At 41.8% G+C, this 21,362-nt stretch carries 20 protein-coding genes, 1 pseudogene and 1 riboswitch; of the genes and pseudogenes, 20 read left to right on the top strand and 1 reads right to left on the bottom strand.

Features of this window, described 5'->3' with window-relative positions; genetic code table 11:
- Nucleotides 1-71: 71 nt before the first annotated feature.
- The 16 genes from DY200_RS03870 (at nucleotide 72) to recO (ending at nucleotide 15,084) form a co-directional block, all read left to right on the top strand.
- A complete protein-coding gene (locus DY200_RS03870; RefSeq protein ID WP_115586989.1) occupies nucleotides 72-1,520 on the top strand; it encodes an alanine/glycine:cation symporter family protein in 1,449 nt (482 codons plus the stop codon).
- A gap of 194 nt (nucleotides 1,521-1,714) precedes the next feature.
- Nucleotides 1,715-1,807, top strand: a riboswitch (TPP riboswitch).
- A 103-nt stretch (nucleotides 1,808-1,910) separates the two neighbouring features.
- On the top strand, nucleotides 1,911-2,642 hold the full coding sequence (locus DY200_RS03865; protein ID WP_115586988.1) for an ABC transporter ATP-binding protein: 732 nt from the start codon (nucleotides 1,911-1,913) through the stop codon (nucleotides 2,640-2,642).
- On the top strand, nucleotides 2,635-3,384 hold the full coding sequence (locus tag DY200_RS03860) for an ABC transporter permease (RefSeq protein WP_115586987.1): 750 nt from the start codon (nucleotides 2,635-2,637) through the stop codon (nucleotides 3,382-3,384). Before DY200_RS03865 ends, DY200_RS03860 begins: the two co-directional genes overlap by 8 nt.
- Nucleotides 3,385-3,427: 43 nt before the next feature.
- Nucleotides 3,428-4,177: a HesA/MoeB/ThiF family protein gene (locus DY200_RS03855; RefSeq protein WP_115586986.1), complete on the top strand. Its 750-nt coding sequence runs from the start codon at nucleotides 3,428-3,430 to the stop codon at nucleotides 4,175-4,177.
- 30 nt (nucleotides 4,178-4,207) lie between these two features.
- Nucleotides 4,208-4,408: a sulfur carrier protein ThiS gene (gene thiS, locus DY200_RS03850; RefSeq protein ID WP_115586985.1), complete on the top strand. Its 201-nt coding sequence runs from the start codon at nucleotides 4,208-4,210 to the stop codon at nucleotides 4,406-4,408.
- 90 nt (nucleotides 4,409-4,498) lie between these two features.
- Nucleotides 4,499-5,260 carry a thiazole synthase gene (locus tag DY200_RS03845; protein ID WP_115587972.1) on the top strand — a complete coding sequence of 254 codons (762 nt, stop codon included), beginning with the start codon at nucleotides 4,499-4,501 and terminating at the stop codon, nucleotides 5,258-5,260.
- Nucleotides 5,261-5,269: 9 nt separating this feature from the next.
- A complete protein-coding gene (gene thiH, locus DY200_RS03840) occupies nucleotides 5,270-6,415 on the top strand; it encodes a 2-iminoacetate synthase ThiH (RefSeq protein WP_115586984.1) in 1,146 nt (381 codons plus the stop codon).
- A gap of 26 nt (nucleotides 6,416-6,441) precedes the next feature.
- Nucleotides 6,442-7,092 carry a thiaminase II gene (tenA, locus tag DY200_RS03835; RefSeq protein ID WP_483396356.1) on the top strand — a complete coding sequence of 217 codons (651 nt, stop codon included), beginning with the start codon at nucleotides 6,442-6,444 and terminating at the stop codon, nucleotides 7,090-7,092.
- A 21-nt stretch (nucleotides 7,093-7,113) separates the two neighbouring features.
- Nucleotides 7,114-8,058, top strand: coding sequence for an ABC transporter substrate-binding protein (locus DY200_RS03830; protein WP_115586982.1), 945 nt, complete (start codon nucleotides 7,114-7,116; stop codon nucleotides 8,056-8,058).
- A 25-nt stretch (nucleotides 8,059-8,083) separates the two neighbouring features.
- On the top strand, nucleotides 8,084-8,896 hold the full coding sequence (thiD, locus tag DY200_RS03825; RefSeq protein ID WP_115586981.1) for a bifunctional hydroxymethylpyrimidine kinase/phosphomethylpyrimidine kinase: 813 nt from the start codon (nucleotides 8,084-8,086) through the stop codon (nucleotides 8,894-8,896).
- Nucleotides 8,897-8,906: 10 nt separating this feature from the next.
- The gene (gene thiE, locus DY200_RS03820) at nucleotides 8,907-9,563 is read left to right on the top strand and encodes a thiamine phosphate synthase (protein ID WP_115586980.1); all 657 of its coding nucleotides are present in this window, start codon (nucleotides 8,907-8,909) and stop codon (nucleotides 9,561-9,563) included.
- A 179-nt stretch (nucleotides 9,564-9,742) separates the two neighbouring features.
- On the top strand, nucleotides 9,743-11,536 hold the full coding sequence (lepA, locus tag DY200_RS03815) for a translation elongation factor 4 (protein WP_115587971.1): 1,794 nt from the start codon (nucleotides 9,743-9,745) through the stop codon (nucleotides 11,534-11,536).
- 104 nt (nucleotides 11,537-11,640) lie between these two features.
- Nucleotides 11,641-12,600, top strand: a complete 960-nt coding sequence (gene lepB, locus DY200_RS03810; protein ID WP_115586979.1) for a signal peptidase I — start codon at nucleotides 11,641-11,643, stop codon at nucleotides 12,598-12,600.
- A gap of 96 nt (nucleotides 12,601-12,696) precedes the next feature.
- On the top strand, nucleotides 12,697-13,368 hold the full coding sequence (gene rnc / locus DY200_RS03805) for a ribonuclease III (protein WP_005618856.1): 672 nt from the start codon (nucleotides 12,697-12,699) through the stop codon (nucleotides 13,366-13,368).
- A gap of 69 nt (nucleotides 13,369-13,437) precedes the next feature.
- The gene (gene era / locus DY200_RS03800) at nucleotides 13,438-14,352 is read left to right on the top strand and encodes a GTPase Era (protein ID WP_005611747.1); all 915 of its coding nucleotides are present in this window, start codon (nucleotides 13,438-13,440) and stop codon (nucleotides 14,350-14,352) included.
- A gap of 9 nt (nucleotides 14,353-14,361) precedes the next feature.
- The gene (gene recO / locus DY200_RS03795; RefSeq protein WP_115586978.1) at nucleotides 14,362-15,084 is read left to right on the top strand and encodes a DNA repair protein RecO; all 723 of its coding nucleotides are present in this window, start codon (nucleotides 14,362-14,364) and stop codon (nucleotides 15,082-15,084) included.
- Between the two features lie 80 nt (nucleotides 15,085-15,164).
- Here recO and DY200_RS03790 read toward each other — a convergent pair whose 3' ends face one another.
- Nucleotides 15,165-16,268, bottom strand: a complete 1,104-nt coding sequence (locus DY200_RS03790; protein ID WP_147291295.1) for a pilus assembly protein — start codon at nucleotides 16,266-16,268, stop codon at nucleotides 15,165-15,167.
- Between the two features lie 76 nt (nucleotides 16,269-16,344).
- Here DY200_RS03790 and DY200_RS03785 point away from each other — a divergent pair.
- The 4 genes and pseudogenes from DY200_RS03785 to tsf all read left to right on the top strand — a co-directional run.
- Nucleotides 16,345-17,433: pseudogene (locus DY200_RS03785) on the top strand (TonB-dependent siderophore receptor); the annotation flags it as partial.
- Nucleotides 17,434-17,528: 95 nt separating this feature from the next.
- Complete coding sequence (locus DY200_RS03780) at nucleotides 17,529-19,322, top strand: ABC transporter ATP-binding protein/permease (RefSeq protein WP_115586976.1); 1,794 nt, start codon at nucleotides 17,529-17,531, stop codon at nucleotides 19,320-19,322.
- Between the two features lie 265 nt (nucleotides 19,323-19,587).
- Nucleotides 19,588-20,304, top strand: coding sequence for a 30S ribosomal protein S2 (gene rpsB, locus DY200_RS03775; protein WP_005596781.1), 717 nt, complete (start codon nucleotides 19,588-19,590; stop codon nucleotides 20,302-20,304).
- A gap of 95 nt (nucleotides 20,305-20,399) precedes the next feature.
- A complete protein-coding gene (gene tsf / locus DY200_RS03770; RefSeq protein ID WP_005603944.1) occupies nucleotides 20,400-21,251 on the top strand; it encodes a translation elongation factor Ts in 852 nt (283 codons plus the stop codon).
- Nucleotides 21,252-21,362: the final 111 nt, after the last annotated feature.

Raw genomic sequence — 21,362 nt, 5'->3', positions numbered from 1 at the left:
TTTCAAAAGTTAAAAAATCATTAAAATGCAAACGTTTTCGTTTTTATTTTTCATACTATAAGAGGTCTTTGATGGATTTTATTGTTTCGGGTTTTGAAAATGTCCTGACATGGATTGTGAATACGATTGACGGTCCGCTTTGGGACATCACTATTTTAATCCTTTTAGGAACGGGGCTGTTTTTTACGATTACCACCGGCTTTGTTCAACTGCGTTTATTACCTCGTAGTTTACGTGAAATGTGGGGCGGACGTTCAGCGGAAGGGAAATCTTTAACGCCTTTCCAAGCGTTTACAACCGGTTTAGCCAGCCGTGTCGGTGTCGGTAATATCGGTGGGGTGGCAACCGCTATCGCTTTAGGCGGTCCGGGTGCGGTATTCTGGATGTGGGTTACCGCTTTAATGGGAATGAGTTCGGCATTTGCGGAATCTTCGCTTGCCCAACTATATAAAACGCGTGATCCGAACGGTATGTTCCGCGGCGGCCCCGCATACTATATTACGCGCGGTTTGAAATTTAAACCGATGGCGATTGCATTTGCGATTACATTAATTTTTACCTTCGGTTTTGCTTTTAATGCGGTGCAATCCAACTCGATTGTGGCGGCGACCAGTAAAGCATGGGAATGGGACGGACAATATATCGGTTTAATATTGGTAATTGTAACCGGTATTATTATTTCCGGCGGGGTAAAACTTATCGGGCAAGTTTCCGCTAAAATCGTGCCGATGATGGCATTATTTTATCTGATCATTGCGGTCATTATTTTAGGTATGAATATCGAACGTGTTCCGGCGGTATTCGGATTAATTATTGACAGTGCGTTCGATTTTTCAGCGGCTGCAGGCGGTATGTTCGGTGCTTTAGTTTCAAAAACGATGTTGATGGGGATTAAACGCGGTTTATTCTCAAATGAAGCCGGTATGGGTTCCGCACCGAATTCAGCGGCGACGTCCGATGCGAAACATCCGGCAAGCCAAGGTTTAATCCAAATGTTAGGCGTATTTGTCGATACCATGGTGGTTTGTACCTGTACGGCAGTTATTATTTTGATGTCGGATAATTACGGTAGCGATACCTTAAAAGGCGTTGAACTTACTCAAACCGCATTACAATACCATTTAGGCGAGTTCGGCGTACATTTTTTAGCGTTTATTTTGTTATTATTCTGCTATACCTCAATTATCGGTAACTATGCTTATGCGGAAACTAATATTCGTTATATCAAAAACAAACCTTGGTTTGTGTGGGCTTTCCGTGCGGTTGTGTTGTTCTTCGTGTACTTCGGTGCGGTGCGTGACGGCGGTATCGTTTGGGCGTTTGCCGATACGGTAATGGCTTCTATGGCGGTGATTAACTTAATTGCAATCTTGATTCTTGCGCCAATCGTATGGCGTTTATTAAAAGATTATGTTCGCCAAGTCAAAGCAGGACAAGAGCCGGTCTTTAAGATTGAAGAACATCAAGATTTAATTCATCGCGGTGTGGATCCGTTAATTTGGAAGTCTAAAGAAGATTAATAAATAACCTATTGGCATTAGCTAAAGAAGCGATAATATCTTATGGTGTTATCGCTTTTTTATATCCGGCGATAAGTACGGATTTTGTTAATTTTGAATAAAATTAGACCGCTTGCTAATTAAATCTGTGAGATTTCTCTCATTTTTTTAAGCAAACGGTTGGCTTTTCTCGATAATTTCTTTAAACTGGTACTAATTTTTAGTCGGGGTGCTTCTTAAGAAGCTGAGATTAAACCCGTGAACCTGATACAGTTAGTACTGACGTAGGAAACTAATATGCTTATTTTCATTTCAATTATTCCAATCTTTTTTTCATTAAATTCACCTCGTTCAATTCATTTTAGCCGTTAATTAGCGGTCGTTTTTCATACCTATTTTTCGAGGTATTCAATGAATTGTATCGAAATTCATCAGTTGCATTTTGCATTCAAACAGCAGGTTATTTTTAATAACTTCGACTTCGTATTGCCGAAAGGCAAATGGTGCGCTTTACTCGGTGCATCTGGGATCGGTAAATCAACCTTATTGCGTTTAATTGCCGGATTGGAAACAACGTCAATCGGTTCAATCAAACTTGCCTCTGATACGAAAATTGCGTGGCTGGCTCAGCAAGATTCCTTATTTCCTTGGCTATCGGTATTGGATAGCGTGCAATTAGCCGCTCATTTGCAAGGTAAGAAAAATGCGGAAACCTTAGCTAAGGCAGAGCAATTGTTAGCGGCGGTAAAAATGTCGGAGCATAAAAATAAGCCCTGTTACCAACTTTCCGGCGGACAACGTCAACGAGTGGCTTTAGCTCGTACCTTGATGCAAGATGCGGATCTTATTCTGATGGACGAGCCGTTTTCCGCCTTGGATACGGTTACACGTTTGCAGTTACAACAACTGGCGGCACAGCTTTTAGCCGATAAAACCGTGCTGTTAATCACTCACGACCCGCAAGAAGCGATTCGTCTTGCCGATCAAATCTATATTCTTAAACATCAACCTGCACAATTATCGAATGTGATTGAACCGTCAAACAACGCACCTCGTTTTGGTTCAGATGCCGAACAATGGCAATTAGAACAGCAACTATTGAATATGCTCTCTAATCAGTGTGTGGAGGGCGAGCATGTTTAAACGTCTATTCAAAATCGGCGGTTTGAGCTTATTACTGATTTTATTATGGCAGGCGGTCGTCACCGGGTTTGCTTTACCGCATTATATGTTACCTGCTCCGCTTACGGTATTTGAACAAATCGTCAGCCAATTTCCGCTACTTTGGCAGCATAGCCAAATTACCTTTATTGAAATTATTACCGGCCTAAGTCTGGGTTTCCTACTTGGAGTAATGTCCGCCTTAGCACTTTCACTTTCCAAATGGTTAAACGGTTTCTTATTACCGTTATTAGTTATTTCTCAAGCTATTCCGGTTTTTGCTATCGCCCCTTTATTAGTGCTTTGGCTCGGATACGGTATGGCTTCCAAAATTGCGATGACCGTATTGATCATTTATTTTCCGGTGACGGCTGCTTGTTATGACGGACTGCGTAATACGCCCAAAGCCTATTTGGAATTGGCAAAAACCTTAGAAATCAAACCGCTTGCCATATTGCTTCGGGTTCGTCTGCCGGCGGCGTTACCTGCATTAGCATCTGGGTTACGTATTGCAGTTTCGGTTGCACCTATCGGGGCGGTTGTCGGGGAGTGGGTCGGGTCTTCACAAGGGCTAGGCTATTTGATGTTACACGCCAATGCTCGAATGCAAACCGATTTGTTATTTGCCGCTTTAACCGTGTTATTACTAATGACGCTTTGTTTGTACTTTATTACCGACAGGCTACTACGCCGTTGGCTGCCGTGGGTTCAATATATGCGATAGTACAAGCGGTTGATTTTCTAAGATTTTTTACTAAGAGATTGTTATGAGTTTATCTGATCAAGATTTCCTGCGTTATAGCCGCCAAATTCTGTTGGAGGAATGCGGCATTGAAGGGCAGCAAAAGTTAGCCAAAAGTCGAGTATTGGTAGTGGGCTGCGGCGGACTCGGTTCGCCGGTTGCACAATATCTCGCATCCGCCGGTGTCGGAAAACTTTATTTAGCCGACTTTGATAAGGTGGATTTAACCAATTTACAACGCCAAACATTGTTCGGCATGAAAGATTTGAATAAGCCGAAAAGCGAGCAGGCTCGGCTAAATTTACAAGCGATTAATCCGTTGGTTGAAGTTGTCGCTATCAATAAACAATTAACTGCCGACAATTTGACGTATTGGGTAAATAAAGTCAATGTAGTGTTGGATTGCTCGGACAATATGGAAACCCGTCATGCGGTTAATAAAGTGTGTGTGGAAAACCAAATTCCGCTGATTTCCGGTTCGGCGGTCGGTATGGACGGGCAATTATTGGGTGTGTTTCCGCCTTATCAACACGGCTGCTACGCCTGCCTATTTCCCGATACTGAGATCGGTAATCTAAATTGTCGCACCGCCGGTGTTTTAGCACCGATTGTCGGTATTATCGGCAGTTTACAGGCGTTAGAAGCGCTGAAATTTTTACTGGGTTTACCCGTTTCTTGTGACGGAAAGTTCGGTGTGTTTGACGGAAGAAGTTTGATGTGGCAACAAATTGAAATGGTAAAAGATAAACGTTGTCGAGTATGCGGAACATTATAAGTTATAAACGAATTTTGAAAGTGAGGAAATATGCAAATTTTCATTAATAATCAACCGTTTGACGTAGCGGAAAATACGTCTATCCAAACGGCGTTAGCACTTTCACAAGCTAATTTACAAGGTGTGGCGGTCGCATTAAATCAACAGATTATTCCGAAAAGCGAATGGCAAAATTATCTGTTGCAAGAAGGGGCGAAGCTTACCGTATTTAAAGCGATAGCCGGCGGCTGATAACGTTTAGTACAAATTAGAAATAGTAATATTTTAGAAAAAATCCTTCACTCGGAAGGCATATAAATAAGGAAAAAGAATATGACAGATCTGCTTAAAATTGGTGATACCGAATTTCACTCCCGTCTTTTTACCGGCACGGGCAAATTTTCAAACCCTAAAGTGATGCAACAAAGTATTGTCGCATCGGGTTCTCAATTAGCCACAATGGCGATGAAACGTGTGGATTTAGCACAGACACAAGATGATATTTTAACGCCGTTGATTCAGAGCGGCGTAAAACTGTTACCGAATACCTCGGGGGCGAAAACGGCGGAAGAAGCGGTCTTTGCGGCAAAACTGGCACGAGAAGCACTACAAACTAACTGGATAAAACTTGAAATTCACCCTGATGTTCGTTATTTGCTGCCGGATCCGATTGAAACGCTAAAAGGTGCGGAAATGTTGGTGAAAGAAGGTTTTATCGTATTGCCTTATTGCGGTGCGGATCCGGTGTTATGCAAACGTTTGGAAGAAGTCGGTTGTGCGGCGGTGATGCCGTTAGGGGCACCGATTGGAACCAACCAAGGGCTAAAAACCCAAGACTTTTTACGCATTATTATTGAACAAAGCCGAGTGCCGGTGGTAGTGGATGCCGGTATCGGCGCACCGAGCCACGCTGCACAAGCAATGGAAATGGGTGCGGATGCGGTATTAGTTAATACGGCAATGGCGGTAGCCCGTGATCCGATTCAAGTTGCACAAGCCTTTAAATTAGCGGTGGAAGCCGGTCGTTTAGGTTATTTGGCAGGGCTTGGCAAAGTAAGTCAAACCGCACAGGCAACCAGCCCATTAACCGGCTTTTTAGGCTAGGGAGTTGCAATGAAAACGAATCAGTTCTCGCATTTTAGCGATTATTGGCAAACGCTCGATTGGGGGCATTTCGCTTTATCGTTAAGAGCAAAAACTTCAGCGGACGTAGAGAATGCGCTGCAAAGTTCAAACCGAGATTTAAATGACTTTATGGCATTAATCTCGCCGGCAGCGGAAGCCTATTTAGAACCGATGGCACAGCTGGCTCAACAGCTTACTCGTCAGCGTTTCGGTAATACGGTCGGCTTTTATCTACCGCTTTATCTCTCTAATGTATGTACCAATGACTGTACTTATTGCGGTTTTTCAATGAGTAACCGCATTAAGCGTAAGATTCTTGACGAGCAAGAAATTCTCAATGAAATCAAAGCGATTAAGTCGATGGGCTACGAGCATTTATTACTGGTAACCGGCGAACACGAAACCAAAGTCGGTATGGCTTATTTTAGAGAAAAATTAAAACTGATCCGCCCGCATTTTTCCGCCTTATTAATGGAAGTACAGCCGCTTCAATCCGAAGAATATGCCGAATTAAAAACACTCGGCTTGGACGGCGTGCTGGTTTATCAAGAAACCTATAATGCCGCCGAATATGCCAAACATCATTTACGCGGTCAGAAACAGGATTTTATTTACCGTTTGGACAGCCAAGATCGTTTAGGGCAAGCGGGCATAGATAAAATCGGTTTAGGTGCATTAATCGGGCTTTCAAATGACTGGCGTACCGATATTTACTTTGTCGGCGAGCATTTGAATTACCTGCAAAATAAATATTGGCAAAGCCGTTATTCAATCTCATTTCCTCGTTTACGACCTTGTGTTGGTGGATTACAGCCGGCTTCGCAAATGAGCGATAAGCAACTGTTACAAATTATTTGTGCATTCCGTCTTTGTTTCCCGGAAGTAGAACTTTCGCTTTCGACTCGTGAAAGTGCCAATTTCCGCAATAACGTGATTCCGATTGCGATCAATACCATCAGCGCAGGCTCGAAAACACAGCCGGGCGGCTATGCGGAAGAAGACGATAAACATCTCGAACAATTCTCACCGGATGATGAGCGTCCTCCGCAAATTATTGCTGCCGAATTGGTTAAACGGGGCTTACAACCGGTTTGGAAAGATTGGGAACCGTATTTAGGTAGAACGTTATCTTAAATGATATGGTTAAAAAAGGAGAAAAAATGACCGCTATTCAGCAATTTATCCAAAATGCAGAGCCTTACTGGCGTGCATATACTGAACATCTTTTTGTGCAAAAAATGGCGGACGGTAGCTTGCCGAAAAGTAGCTTTCAGCATTATTTGAAACAAGATTATCTGTATCTTTATCAATATTGCCGAGCATTATCGCTCGGTATTTATAAAGCGGAAAATTTTGACCAAATGCGTTACGCATTGGATGCGACACAAGCCATCTTAAACGAAGTGGAACTGCACTTGCAGTTTTGTCGTGAATGGGGGATTGAGGAACAAGAGGTGCGTAAAACGCCGGAAAGCTCGGCGTGTGTCGCTTATACACGTTATGTACTCGATTGCGGTATGCGAGGCGGATTAGCCGAACTATTTACCGCGATAGCACCTTGTGCAATCGGCTATGCGGAAATCGGTAAAAAGTTAGCCGACAGTGCGGTAGAAAATACACCGTATCAGGCATGGATTGATACCTATGCGGCTCCCGAATACCAAGCGGCAGTGGCAAAACTGGCTGATTATCTTAATCAGCTCTGCGAAAACTTGCCGGCGGAACATCTCGCAAAATTACAAGAGATTTTTACCACGGCGACACGTATGGAAGTCGAATTTTGGCAAATGGGGCTTGATCAAACAATATAATCTTTCTTAAAGGAGAAAAGGATGAAATATGTAAAAAAATTAGCTTTTCTGACCGCTTGTAGCTTGGCATTACAAGCACAGGCTGGCGAAAAAATGACGGTCTTATTAGATTGGTTCGTTAATCCTGATCACGCTGCGATTATTGTGGCTCAGCAACAAGGTTATTTTAAGCGAAACGGTTTGGATGTCGAGCTTGTCGAGCCGGCGGATCCGTCTATGCCGCCGAAACTGGTTGCCGCAGGGCAGGCGGATATTGCGGTGGATTACCAACCGCAATTACAACTACAAGTCGATCAAGGTTTGCCGTTAGTCCGTTTCGGTACGTTGGTTCCGACACCGCTGAATAGCTTAATCGTTTTGAAAAACGGCTCGGTAAAAAATATCGCCGATTTAAAAGGTAAGAAAATCGGTTATTCGGTAAGCGGTTTTGAAGATGCGTTGCTTAATACTATGTTAGCTAATTCGGGGGTTTTAGCGAAAGACGTGGAATTGATCAATGTAAATTGGTCACTTTCTCCCAGTCTGATTAGAGGTCAAGTTGATGCGATTATCGGCGGCTTTCGTAATTTTGAATTAAACCAGATGCAGTTGGAAAAACATGAAGGTAAAGCATTCTTTGTGGAAGATTTCGGCGTACCGGTTTATGAAGAATTAATTCTGGTCGCGCATAAAGATAAAGCGAACGATGCAAAATTTTCCGCATTTTTGACCGCTTTAGAACAAGCAACGCATTATTTAAAACAGTCGCCGGACGAAGCGTGGCATAGCTTTGTCAGCTATAAGCCAAAGGAATTGGATACGGAATTAAATCGTCTCGCGTGGCGTGATACGTTACCGAAGTTAGCGGATGAACCTCGTAAATTAGATCGTGAAAAATATCAAAAATTCAGCGAGTTTATGCAAAAGAACGGTTTGACTAAAACTGTACCCGAGCTAAAAACATATACGGTTGAATTGAAACCATAGTGAACGACTTACTAGAGAGAAATATATGGAAAAGATAGCACAGGCTTTAACTGTCGCCGGTTCGGATAGCGGTGGCGGAGCGGGGATTCAGGCGGATATAAAAACCTTCCAAATGCGAGGTGTTTTCGGCACATCGGTGCTGACCGCGATTACCGCGCAAAATACGTTGGGCGTATTCGATATTCATAGCGTGCCGCTCAGTACAATTGAATCGCAACTTAAAGCAATCGCAGAAGACTTTCAAATCTCAGCCTTTAAAATCGGTATGTTAGGTACGGCGGAAGTGATTGAATGTGTGGTAAATGCTTTACGTCAGTATAATTTCGGTAAATTAGTACTTGATCCGGTAATGATCGCTAAAGGCGGTGCGCCGTTATTACAACAAAATGCGATTAACGCCTTAAAGACGCATTTATTACCGCTCGCAGATGTGATTACGCCGAATTTACCCGAAGCGGAAGCCTTAACCGGTGTGAAAATTATCGATGATACGACCGCTTATCAGGCGGCAAAAAAATTGCAAGATTTAGGTGTTAAGACAGTAGTGATTAAGGGCGGGCATTTAGCCGATTCGCAAAGTACGCATTGCCGTGATTGGGTATTTACACCAAATTCACAGTTTACTTTGGAATGTCCACGTTTCCCGACCCGTCATACGCACGGCACCGGCTGTACGTTTTCCGCTTGTATTACTGCGGAATTAGCCAAAGGACAGGCGGTAGAAAATGCGATAAAAGTTGCAAAAGCCTATATCAGTGCGGCGATTTCGCATCCGCTGAATATCGGGCAAGGGCATGGGCCGACAAACCATTGGGCGTATCAGGAACTGTCAAAATAAGGAAATGATAATGTACGATATTCGACAAATGCTCCAACTTTATTTTATTGCCGGCACGCAAGATTGTCTGAATCCGACCGAAGATCGAAGCCAAAATCTCTTGTTGATTTTAGAACAGGCATTGCAAGCGGGGATTACTTGCTTTCAATTTCGTGATAAAAGCAAAAACTCGCTGGAAGATCAGCCGAATGCGCAAAAAGCATTAGCGATTCAATGCCGTGATTTATGTCGCCGATACAAGGTTCCGTTTATTGTGGACGATAACGTTGCGTTAGCAATCGAGATTGATGCGGACGGTGTACATGTCGGACAAAAGGATATGTCTCCGATAATGATTCGGCAGATGACCGATAAACCTTTGATTATCGGCTTATCGAATAATACCTTAGAAGATCTTTGGCGTTCCGAGCAAATGATTGAAGTGGATTATTGCGGATTAGGTCCGGTCTTCCCGAACAATTCCAAAGAAAAACATAATCCGCCGATCGGTTTGGATTTTGTTAAAAAAGCCCGTGAAGCCGGAATTCGTAAGCCGATTGTTTCTATCGGCGGAGTGAAAGCCGAACACGTGGCAACCTTGAAACAAAACGGAGCGGACGGCGTCGCGGTAATTACTGCAATTAGTTTAGCTTCGGATGTTTCTCAAGCCGTCAAACGACTATTATAATTTTTTATTTATACAAGCGGTCTTTTTTCAAGATTTTTTTGCAAAATTTCTTGGAAAAACGACCGCTTGCTTTTTTGTGCTTTTCCTTTCCAAAGTAGCGGATTTAAAGTAGAATTGGTCGGTTAATTTTCCCTTTAAATAAATTTATTACAACACAGGACATTTATTGCCCGATGAAAATGCAAAATATTCGTAACTTTTCAATTATTGCCCACATTGACCACGGTAAATCAACCTTATCCGACCGTTTAATCCAAACTTGCGGCGGCTTATCGGATCGTGAAATGGAAGCGCAAGTTTTAGACTCGATGGATTTAGAACGCGAACGTGGAATCACGATCAAAGCACAGAGCGTAACGCTTAATTATAAAGCGAAAGACGGCGAAACTTATCAATTAAACTTTATCGACACACCGGGACACGTGGACTTCTCTTATGAAGTTTCTCGTTCGCTTGCCGCTTGTGAAGGGGCGTTATTAGTGGTGGATGCCGGTCAGGGTGTGGAAGCGCAAACATTGGCAAACTGCTATACCGCAATTGAAATGGATCTAGAAGTTGTACCGATTCTGAATAAAATCGACTTACCGGCGGCAGAACCGGAACGAGTGGCGGAAGAGATTGAAGACATCGTGGGGATTGATGCGATGGATGCGGTGCGTTGTTCGGCAAAAACCGGTTTAGGTATTGAAGACGTGTTGGAAGACATCGTGAAAAAAATTCCGGCACCGGAAGGGGATCCCGATGCACCGTTACAAGCGCTGATTATCGACTCGTGGTTTGATAACTATTTAGGTGTCGTGTCTTTAGTACGTGTGAAAAACGGTACAATCAAAAAAGGCGATAAAATTAAAGTGATGAGTACCGGTCAATCGTATAACGTTGATCGTTTAGGTATTTTTACACCGAAACAAGTGGATACCGCAGAACTTAAAACCGGCGAAGTGGGCTGGGTGGTCTGTGCGATTAAAGATATTTTAGGCGCACCGGTGGGCGATACCTTAACCCATCATCATAATTCGGCGACCGAAGTGTTACCGGGCTTTAAAAAAGTTAAACCGCAAGTCTATGCGGGCTTGTTCCCGATTAGCTCGGACGATTATGAAGCGTTCCGCGACGCATTAGGTAAATTAAGTCTGAATGACGCCTCGCTTTTCTATGAACCGGAAAACTCGACCGCATTAGGTTTCGGTTTCCGTTGCGGCTTCTTAGGCTTATTACACATGGAGATCATTCAAGAACGTTTAGAGCGCGAATATGATCTCGACTTAATTACCACCGCACCGACGGTAGTTTACGAAGTGGTACAAACCAACGGCGAAAGCATTTATGTGGACAGCCCGTCAAAATTACCGCCGATCAGTAATATTGCGGAAATTCGCGAACCGATTGCCGAATGTAATATGTTAGTGCCGCAAGAGTATTTAGGTAACGTGATTACCCTTTGTGTGGAAAAACGCGGCGTACAAACCAATATGGTTTACCACGGTAACCAAATCGCACTTACGTACGAGATCCCGATGGGCGAAGTGGTGTTAGATTTCTTCGACCGCTTAAAATCGACTTCTCGCGGTTATGCGTCTTTGGATTACGGTTTCAAACGTTTCCAAACGGCGGATATGGTGCGTGTCGATATTATGATCAACGGTGATCGTGTCGATGCGTTGGCATTAATCGTACATAAAGATAACGCGCCTTATCGTGGACGTGAGCTAGTGGAAAAAATGAAAGAGTTGATTCCGCGCCAACAATTCGATATTGCGATTCAAGCGGCAATCGGCAACCATATTATTGCTCGTTCGACCGTAAAACAGTTACGTAAAAACGTATTGGCGAAATGTTACGGCGGTGACGTGAGTCGTAAGAAAAAACTGCTACAAAAACAAAAAGAGGGTAAAAAACGAATGAAATCCCTCGGTAACGTAGATGTACCGCAAGAAGCGTTCTTAGCGATTCTTCATGTAGGTAAAGACTAGTTGTTACGCATACACGGAATATAAGCGGTCAAATTTTGTGAAAATGTTGCAAAATCGACCGCATATTCCGTGTTTTCCGTAATCAATAAACTAAGGAGAAAACAATGGCGCAAATTATGCCGATTATTTTTATCGCAATTTTATATGGTGTTTGGAAAACATTGGATTCAATGCAGTTACCGAACACCATTTCTATATTATTGGTTGCATTAGTCGTTATTTGCGGCGGTTTTTGGGCATTCTATAAATTTAGTGCGGATCCTCGTCGTAATGCGGCAATTGCCAGAGAAGAAAAACGTTTAAACCGTCCTTTAACCGAAGAAGAAAAAGCGGAAATTCAACCTCGCTCCGCTATCGGTGATTTCTTCGCTTCGCTTTTCGGCGTATTGTTTTTTGTCACGGTGCTACGCTCGTTTATTTTTGAACCGTTTCAAATCCCGAGCGGTTCGATGGAACCGACCCTACGTGTAGGGGATTTCTTAGTCGTGAATAAATTCAGCTACGGCATTAAAGATCCGATTTGGCAAAATACTTTAATTGAAACTGGTCATCCGGAACGTGGCGATGTGATTGTATTTAAAGCACCGAAACAAGCGCATGTCGATTATATTAAACGTGTAGTAGGTGTTGGCGGTGATCGAGTGAAATACGATTCGCATACACAGCAATTAACCGTTACTCACGCAGATGGTAAACAAACGGTATTTGAATACGGCGAAGGTAAGCCGAATGCGGATTTCTTCTATCACGGCGAAATGCAAATTGAACGTACCGAGAAAGGCGACGTTACCCACCAAATCTTAAATAACCCGTTTGCATTTAATTATGAACCGTACTTATTTGCACAAGAAGGTATGCCTCCGGGCGAATGGATTGTACCGGAAGGACATTACTTTGTAATGGGCGATAACCGTGATAACAGTGAAGACAGCCGCTTCTGGGGATTCGTACCGGAACAAAACGTAGTCGGTAAAGCGACATTTATTTGGTTAAGTTTAGATAAAAAACCGAATGAATATCCAAGCGGTTTACGTTTTGACAGAATGTTTACTTCAATCAATTAATATTTGAGCGAAGTACATCATACAAGCGGGTCTTTTTTGTCAAAAATCGGCAAAATACGACCGCTTGTATTTTTACTCTGTTTTAGAATGAATAATATGCAACTCGAAAGATTACAGAAAAAATTAAGTTATCAGTTTACTAACTTGGATTATCTATTACAGGCTTTAACTCACCGAAGTGCCGGCGCAAAAAATAACGAACGTTTAGAGTTTTTGGGCGATTCGATTTTAAATTTTGCGATCGGTAAAGCGTTATTTGAGAAGTTTCCTAAGGCTAATGAAGGCGAATTAAGCCGTATGCGCGCAACATTAGTACGCGAACAAACGTTAGCGATTTTAGCGCGTCAATTCGGCTTAGGCGAATATATGAAATTAGGTGCGGGCGAATTAAAAAGCGGCGGTTATCGCCGTGAATCGATTCTCTCCGACTGTGTCGAAGCGATTATTGCCGCTATTTACTTAGATGCGGGCATGGATAAGGCGATTGAACAAGTTCATCTGTGGTATCAGGATTTATTAGCCGAGATGAAACCGGGCGATGCGCAAAAAGATCCGAAAACACGCTTACAAGAATTTTTACAAGGCCGTAAATTGCCGTTACCAACTTACGAAGTGTTGGATATTAAAGGTGAAGCGCATAATCAAACCTTTAAAGTGACTTGCAAAATTGAAATGTTGGAAGAAATCTTTATCGGCATCGGTACCAGCCGCCGTAAAGCGGAACAAAATGCAGCCGAACAAGTATTGGCTAAACTAACGACGAAATAGAAGAAACCACAGAAATATACACTGATACCGTATTTTGTTGGTATCTCTGTGGAAAATAAAGGATAAAAAATGACAGAACAAAATCAACAACCTAAAACCTACTGCGGCTTTATCGCCATTGTCGGTCGCCCGAATGTCGGCAAATCGACCTTATTAAATAAAATTTTAGGTCAAAAAATTTCAATTACTTCTCGTAAAGCGCAGACAACTCGTCACCGTATTGTCGGTATTCATACCGAAGATCAATATCAAGCGATTTACGTGGATACGCCGGGGTTGCATATCGAAGAAAAACGAGCAATTAACCGTTTAATGAACCGTGCGGCAAGTTCGGCAATCGGCGATGTGGATTTAATTATTTTCGTCGTTGAAGGTACAAAATGGACCGACGATGACGAAATGGTATTAAATAAATTGCGTTCAGCAAAAGCGCCGGTGGTATTAGCGATTAATAAAGTTGATAACATTAAAGAAAAAGACGAACTTTTACCGCATATTACCGAGCTTTCACAAAAATTCGATTTCGCAGAAATTTTACCGATCTCGGCACAACGTGGTAAAAACGTACATATCCTGCAAAAAATCGTACGTAAATCCTTACGTGAAGGGGTTCACCATTTCCCTGAAGAATATGTTACCGACCGTAGCCAACGCTTTATGGCATCGGAAATTATTCGTGAAAAATTAATGCGCTTTACCGGCGAGGAATTGCCGTATTCGGTCACGGTAGAAATCGAACAATTTAAACTGAACGAGCGCGGCACTTATGAAATCAACGGTTTGATTTTAGTAGAGCGTGAAGGTCAGAAAAAAATGGTTATCGGCGCAAAAGGGCAAAAAATCAAAACGATTGGAATGGAAGCGCGTGCCGATATGGAACGCTTGTTTGATAACAAAGTTCACTTGGAATTATGGGTGAAAGTGAAAGCCGGCTGGGCGGATGACGAACGTGCATTACGCAGCTTAGGCTATATGGACGAGTAAACTTCAATAATGATTGAAAACTGGCATCGGGGTTTTGTTCTTCACCGTCGCGAATATAGCGAAACAAGTCTATTAGTCGATTTCTTTACCGAAGAACACGGAAGAATCACACTGCTTGCTAAAGGTGCAAGACGACCTCGTTCGCCGCTGAAAGCCGTATTACAACCATTTACGCCTTTATTGTTACGTTGGAGCGGTAAGGGCGATCTAAAAACTTTGACTAAAGCGGAACCTGCGTCATTAACTTTACCGATGCAAACCTTAGCCTTATATAGCGGGTTCTATGTCAATGAAGTGCTTGCAAGAGTACTGGAAAACCAGACCGCTTACCCAGAACTATTTCAGCACTATTTGCAGTGTATGACACGCCTTGCCGCTCAGCCGGAACAAATTGAGCCGATTTTACGCACATTTGAATTTCAAATGCTTAAAGCATTAGGTTATGGGGTAAACTTTTCTATTTGTGCCGCCACCGGTGATCCGGTATCTCCTTCGATGACTTATCAATTTAAAGAAAATGAAGGCTTTATTGCTTCATTGCTACGGAATAACGCCAGTTTTCTTGGTAAAGATTTATTGGCCTTCGAACAATTGGATTTTTCCGATAAAGCCACCTTACAAGCGGCGAAACGCTTTACTCGTATGGCATTAAAACCTTACTTAGGTTCTCAACCGTTAAAAAGCCGAGAACTGTTCCAAAGTATCCTACCTAATAAACTTAAAAGCGGTTAAATGCTAAAAAAGAGCAAATAAAAGCGGTCTGAATTTGTAAAAATCTTGCAAATTCAGACTGCTTATTTATATGGATATTATTAGTTAATACTACGTCCTACATCATCCGTTTCACCAATGGCTTGTTTGAATGAGTTGAGGAGAGATTCTTTATCTGTTGCAGAGTAATAATTTTTTGTTCCTTCTACACAATACTCCCAGGCTTCTTTAGATTTTGATTTATAACCAAATTCAACAAATACAATTTTAGTATTCTCATCACTATTTAATTTATTAAGTTTCTCACGTATTACATGACAAGCACCTTTATTCTTATCTTTAGATGTTTGTTTTTCTTTTAAATAAATATTTAGTTCTTTATATCCATTCCCATTTCTGAAAGATTTGATCTCCGGAGTATTACTAAATTCTTCTTGTCTTCCATAGATTAAATTATCAGTAATACGGCTATAATTAACAAAAGGGACGCCTTCTGTTTCACCTTTTAGAATTTCATCGTTACCATCAGATAGAACAAGAATGACTCGTTTTGTTTGTTCTCCTAATTGTTCAGTTCTACTTTTCTCATTTAACATTCTATTAGCTGCAACTAATAAACCTGAACTCGCTAGTGTTGCACCATCGGCTTTAAGAGTTTCTACATAATTAACAAAACTATCACGTTGAGTTTGACCATACCACGATGGGTTAGTATTTCTCATCCGCTGTAAACAGAATAATCCTTTAGGGAAAGAGAACACTCGAGTATTATTTTCTCCGATTTTTTCTAGAGTTTTTTTTGTATCTAATCGATAAACTAAATTATGAATAAGCGCTGCTCGTGTAAATGAAGTTCCTGAATTTTTACTATTTAATGTATTTTTAATTTGTTGTAGTTCTGTATCTGTTTTTGGTGGTGTCCATTGATATGGTATAGCACAGGAATTACTATTAATTTCTGCTCCCATTGCAAAAGGAGTTACAAAAATTCGATTATTTCTATTTGCATCATCACTTAATAAAGTTTTTTGAGCTATTTCAGAAAGTACTGATTTTAAAATATTTAGTTTACTCATCGGCGAATTAGGAATTTTATTAACATTACTTAAATCATAGTCCATAGAGCCCGATAAATCCGCAACCACCATTAAATCAATTGGAATATTAAAAGTATTCTTTTTAAATGCTCTTGATTTACTTGCCACATCAACTTGTTGAGGAATAACTTGAAGAGAACCTACCTTTAAGGGGAACCATGATTTATGTTCGATAGTTCCGCTAACTAGCGGTAATTTGAAATTACAAGGCGATTTTGAAACGGGGGCTATTTCACATAACTGGAATTTAGCCTTTGATTCGGTGATACGCCAGCGAGATCATGACCAAAGCAGTAAAACTAACGGAAAAATTAAAGGTGGCACAATCTATGCCCCGAATTTTGCTCAATTAAAGAATTTTGATTTAACTGCAAATACGCAGGGTGTGGATTCAAAACTGAGCGCCAATAGCCTTGCCTTCGCAGATACATTGGGCTTTGTGGAAAATACCGTTCGCTTAACTTTAGGCGGTCGTTTCCAGTGGATTAAGCAACAGGATAAAAAAGCCGGTACGGAAGTGAAAGCGGATCGCTTTAGCCCGATGGTAACACTTGCTTATGTGCCGAATCCGGATTTAGTATTTTATGGTAACTATTTGGAAGATCTAGAGCCGGGTAATATTGATGCGGAAACTGGTGAGATGAATAGCCCTCGTGTCAGCAAGCAAATTGAAGTCGGTGTACGTAAAAACTGGGATAACTGGCTAACGACAACATTAAGTGCGTATGAAATTCGCCGTCCGGGTATTATTCGTGGCAATAAAGCAGCGTTGAAAGCATTTGCGGGCAAAGAGCATGGTAAAGAACGTAACCGTGGAATTGAATTTAACGCCTATGCAAGTTTGTTAAATAACACATTACGCCCGTCATTAGGGCTAACTTATAATCAAGCGAAAGTCTTTGATTTCCCGACTTATGCCGATGTGATTACCGACGGCGTGCAAGTGACCAGTCCTCGTTGGATGGCAAAAGCGAATGTGGAATGGGATACGCCGTTTGTGGCTAACTTAACGCTGAATGCCGCATTACAATACTATGGTAAATCTTATCAAGATAGTAAGGCGAATTATCGTTTACCGTCTTATACCACAGTGGATTTCGGTGCGAAATATGTCGTGGAAGTGGCGGATAAACAAACGCTGACTTTACGCGGTGGGGTAGAAAACGCCTTTAACAAGCACTATTGGCAGGTACAGCGCGGTCAGTATGATCGCAGTTTCGCCGTGTTAGGTATGCCTCGTACTTACTGGGCAAATATGGAATATTCATTCTAAATAGCCATTTGGCAAGCGGTCGGATTTTGCAAAAAATTTGCCAATTCCGACCGCTTGTTTTTTTTTATGCTCTTTATCGGGTTACGAATTTTTAAATGAACTGGCAAACAGAGTTAAATAATAGTTTTTTATGGCTGATAACGGCGCTTTGCTGCGCATCCGTCGGGCTTCTTGCAACCGGTTGGCTACTCAAGCAAACCGAATTCGGGCATCGTTTTTGGCATATTACCCGACCGTGTTGGCAAAAAAGCCATAAAGGGAAAACGCTCGGTTTACTTTTATTATTGATCTTTTTGATCTTACTGGAAGTACGGATTAGCGTACTAAATACCTTTTTCTACAACGGTTTATATAAATCGTTACAAGATAAAGCGGTCGAAGCATTTTGGTTTTTTGCGGGGATTAATGCGTTATTGGTGATCGTGAAAATTATTCACTCGATCATCAATTATTTTCTTACCCAATCGTTTGAAATTAAATGGTTGGAAAAGCTCAACAGTGAGATGTTAAATCGCTGGTTGCAAAATAAAAATTACTATTTGCTACAGTATGAGAAAACGTTGCCGGATAATATCGATCAACGTATCGAACAAGATGCGACTGCTTTTGTAACGGGGACGGTGGAAGTCACTCGAGGCGTGATTAATTCGATTGTAGCAACTATTGAATTTACCATTATCTTATGGGGCTTATCGGGACTGCTGACGCTATTTGGTGTAGATATTCCGAAGGGTGTGGTGTTCTTTATTTATCTGTTTATCATTTTTGCGACCGCTTTATCGGTTTGGATTGGGCGACCGCTCATTCGTTTGAATTTTAATAAAGAAAAATTACAAGGGGATTACCGTTATTCGTTGATTCGTGTGCGAGACAATGCCGAAAGTATCGCTTTCTATTCGGGCGAATCTCGAGAACAACGTAATTTAACCGCTAAATTCGATTATATCATTGCAAACCGCTGGAAGATTGTGCGCAAAATGTTGGGGTTGGACGGCTTTAATACCGGCGTAACACAAGTTGCGATGATTTTACCCTTGATGTTACAAGCGCCCCGTTTCTTTGCCGGCCAAGCGACATTAGGCGATATGCACCAAACGGTACAATCATTTAATCGCTTAATGCGCGCATTGTCTTTTTTCCGCTTGTTTTATGAAGAATTTACTTTATACCAAGCTCGTTTGAATCGTTTATACGGCTTCTTCATTACCTTGGATAAGCTCGACCAAATGCCGGTAAATGCGTCTTATCCGTGTTCAAGAGGCTTTGTGCTGAAAGATTTTGGGGTCAAAGACGCAAGCGGTCAAATTTTGCTGAAAAATATCAATATTGAATTACAAGCCGGCGATTCATTGTTGATTCAAGGGGCTTCCGGTACGGGTAAGACTACTTTACTAAAAGCGTTGGCGGGGATTTATCCGTTTGAAACCTTCGGAGTGGCGGAACGTGCCTGTTTAGAACAGCCGCTGTTTTTACCACAACGCCCTTATGTGCCGCAAGGCAGTTTACGCGATGCGATTTGTTATCCGAATTTATCGGTTACGGACGAACAATTAAAAGCGGCGATGCAAGAATGTTGTTTGTATAAATATGTAGATTCGTTGGATTTCAATACCGATTGGCAAGCGACGCTTTCGCCTGGCGAATTGCAACGAGTAGCGTTTGTCCGTATCCTACTTGCGAAGCCGGAATTGATTTTCCTTGATGAAATCACCTCGGCATTAGACGAACCGACCGAAGCGATTTTATATCGGACGATTCGAGAGCGATTGCCGAACAGTATTATCATCAGCGTGGGGCATCGTTGTACCTTACAACAGTTCCACAGTAAGCAGATCAATTTAAGTGAAAGGGAACGTTGCGAGTGCATGGATTGCGGCTATTGCAGCTAAAACAAGCGGTTAAATTTACCGGTATTTTTGCAAAAATTTGCTAGCAATTTTGTCTGTTTTTTGGCATAATTCGCCCCGTTTTTTGTCTGAGGAATTTTAGGCGAAAAACATTCACATTTATTTTTTAACACTAAAACACACACACATATCACAAGCTAATGATCGGGGTGCTACGTAAGTGGTTGATTTATTAGGATATGTGGAGGCTAAACCCCGCTTTGTCTTTCATAAGTGACAAAGCAAACAACATTTAAGGAAAATTCTTATGGCACAAGTTTCTATGCGCGATATGCTTAACGCGGGCGTTCACTATGGTCACCAAACTCGTTACTGGAACCCAAAAATGAAACCGTTCATTTTTGGTGCGCGTAACGGTGTTCACGTAATCAACTTAGAAAAAACTTTACCTTTATTCAACGAAGCTTTAGCGGAATTAACTCGCATTTCAAGCAACAACGGTAAAATTTTATTCGTTGGTACAAAACGTGCGGCGTCTGAAGCGGTTAAAGCAGCAGCAGTAGATTGCCAACAATTCTACGTAAACCATCGTTGGTTAGGTGGTATGCTAACTAACTGGAAAACAGTTCGTCAGTCAATCAAACGTTTAAAAGATTTAGAAACTCAAACTCAAGACGGTACTTTTGACAAAATCACTAAAAAAGAAGCGTTAATGCGTACTCGTGAGTTAGAAAAATTAGAGTTAAGCTTAGGCGGTATCAAAGATATGGCTGGTCTTCCTGATGCGATTTTCGTTATCGGTGCCGACCACGAGCATATCGCAATCAAAGAAGCAAACAACTTAGGTATTCCAGTATTTGCTATCGTTGATACCAACTCTACTCCGGACGGCGTTAATTACATCATTCCGGGTAACGATGATGCAACACGTGCAATCCAACTTTACTTAGACGCAGCGTCAGCAGCAGTTAAAGAAGGTCGTGGTTCAAACGTTGAAGCTGAGTTAGAAGCGACAGCTGAATAATCATTGTTAAGGCATAGCCCTTAAATCACTTTAGAGCAGGGGCGATTTTTATCCTCCTGCTTTTCTTATCTAATTTAACCTTAGAGGAATACAAAATGGCTGAAATCACAGCATCACTCGTAAAAGAACTTCGTGAACGTACCGGCGCAGGTATGATGGAATGTAAAAAAGCGTTAGTGGAAGCAAACGGTGATATCGAATTAGCAATCGACAATATGCGTAAATCTGGTCAAGCTAAAGCGGCTAAAAAAGCAGGTCGTGTAGCGGCAGAAGGCGTTATCTTAGCGCGTATCGGTGCAGGCTTTGGTGTGTTAGTTGAAATGAACTGCGAAACCGACTTCGTAGCAAAAGATGCAGGTTTCTTAGGTTTAGCAAACGAAGTTGCCGATTTCGCATTAGCAAACAAAGGTACAACGATTGAAACGTTAGCGGCACAATTCGAAGAAAAACGTGCGGCATTAGTGGCTAAGATCGGTGAGAACATGAACATTCGTCGTGTTCAATACTTAGACGGTCAAGTGATTGCACAATACTTACACGGTGCTAAAATCGGTGTATTAGTAGCGGGTGAAGGTTCGGACGAAGAATTGAAAAAAGTTGCGATGCACGTTGCGGCAAGCCGTCCTGAATTCGTAAACCCTGAAGATGTTTCTGCAGAAGTTGTTGCACACGAACGCCAAATCCAAATCGACATCGCTATCAACTCTGGTAAACCGAAAGAAATCGCAGAGAAAATGGTTGAAGGTCGTATGAAGAAATTCACCGGTGAAGTTTCATTAACAGGTCAAGCGTTTGTAATGGATCCTTCACAATCTGTAGGCGACTACTTAAAATCTGTAAATACGAAAGTAACTAACTTTATCCGTTTAGAAGTTGGTGAAGGTATCGAGAAAGTTGAAGAAGATTTCGCAGCGGAAGTTGCTAAAATCACCGGCGGTAACGCTTAATTCTCAATATGATAAAAAGCAGGCGATTGCCTGCTTTTTTTCTGTCTGCTACAAGCGGTCATTTTTATTCGGATTTTTGCAAATTTCAGTTTAAAAATGATCGCTTATTAT

Origin of the sequence: Actinobacillus lignieresii (assembly GCF_900444945.1) — a bacterium.
GTDB classification, from domain to species: domain Bacteria; phylum Pseudomonadota; class Gammaproteobacteria; order Enterobacterales; family Pasteurellaceae; genus Actinobacillus; species Actinobacillus lignieresii.
Note: the sequence above shows the minus strand (reverse complement) of the source record. Positions and strands in the feature narration are given on the sequence as shown.